Raw genomic sequence first — 1,087 nt, forward strand, 5'->3', positions numbered from 1 at the left:
AGGTAAGTTGCTCCTTCGTCTTGCGCCACGACTCATGGGCCCGAAAAGCTTCATCAATTAATGACAGAAATATTTGACTGGAGTTTAGACTAAATAAAGATGAGAACGGTGGCAAAAGAAGAACTAGAGCCACCGTTTGGGAGAGAATGAGGGTGAAAAATAAACCCATCCACTCCTTAAATGAACAGTGAACGATTAAAGGACTTTCGTCAAGCAGCATACAAGTTATTGGTGAAAGCAAAAGATGCAACATTCGAGCTCATGGATGCAGTGATGACCACGCCCGAATGCGGCTTGTTTGGCGGAATTTTCGCTCAATCCATTATTCCATCGTCAATGGTCAAGCGTCTACGAGGCATTGCAAGACTGTAGGCCAGACCGGAAAAAACTGATGTTGCTGTATCTGGAGCAATTACAGGAGGAAGCACCCCCAACGGAACACATATTAGTGGCAATCGATCATACTGCATGGCGGCGACCAGATGCCAAAACATTAAAAGACAGAACCCATGAATATCAGGGAGGCGTAATTATTGGACAAGGGTACAGTACCCTTGCGTGGATACCCGAATCTCAAGGAAGTTGGGCCCTACCCCTACTACATGAACGAATTAATAGTGGGTCTTCAGCGATACTTCAAGCAGCTTCCCAACTCAAATTTGTTTGTGAACAGAGCATCAATCCAGTCTTAGCAGTCTTAGACGCCCGAATATGGCAATGCAAGTTGGGTATTAGCTCAATCCGAAATTCAAGCTGATTGTTTAATGAGAGTCCGAAGCAATGCCTGCTTGTGGTCAGCACCACCAGCCTATAGTGGTCGCGGCAGACCACGGAAACATGGACAAAGAATGAAGCTCTCTGACCCAACCACATGGCTCCAAGCGGATGCTGTGATTGAAATTGACGAACACCCAAAGTTGGGACAAGTCCGAGTCAGGCAATGGCAGGACTTACATTTTTATCGTGCCGCTGGACAGAGAGTCAATTTAATACTTGTCGAAAGGATGAATCCCATGTCAAACGGTCAGCCGTTTCCACCCTTATGGTTGGCTTGGGTGGGAGAACGAACTCTCCCTAAGCGAAACAG

Annotated in this window: 2 protein-coding genes; one reads left to right on the top strand and one right to left on the bottom strand. The window is 46.5% G+C overall.

Annotation, left to right across the window (positions count from 1 at the left end):
• Positions 1–220, bottom strand: a 220-nt coding sequence (locus QUA56_RS36680) for a hypothetical protein (RefSeq protein ID WP_333368946.1), incomplete at its 3' end; no start/stop codon positions are given.
• 544 nt (positions 221–764) lie between these two features.
• Between QUA56_RS36680 and QUA56_RS36685 the strand changes: the two genes are divergently transcribed.
• Positions 765–1,087: hypothetical protein (locus QUA56_RS36685; RefSeq protein WP_333368949.1), on the top strand; the 323-nt coding region annotated here is incomplete at its 3' end.

Origin of the sequence: Microcoleus sp. N3A4 (genome assembly GCF_036701805.1) — a bacterium.
Taxonomy (GTDB): domain Bacteria; phylum Cyanobacteriota; class Cyanobacteriia; order Cyanobacteriales; family Microcoleaceae; genus Microcoleus.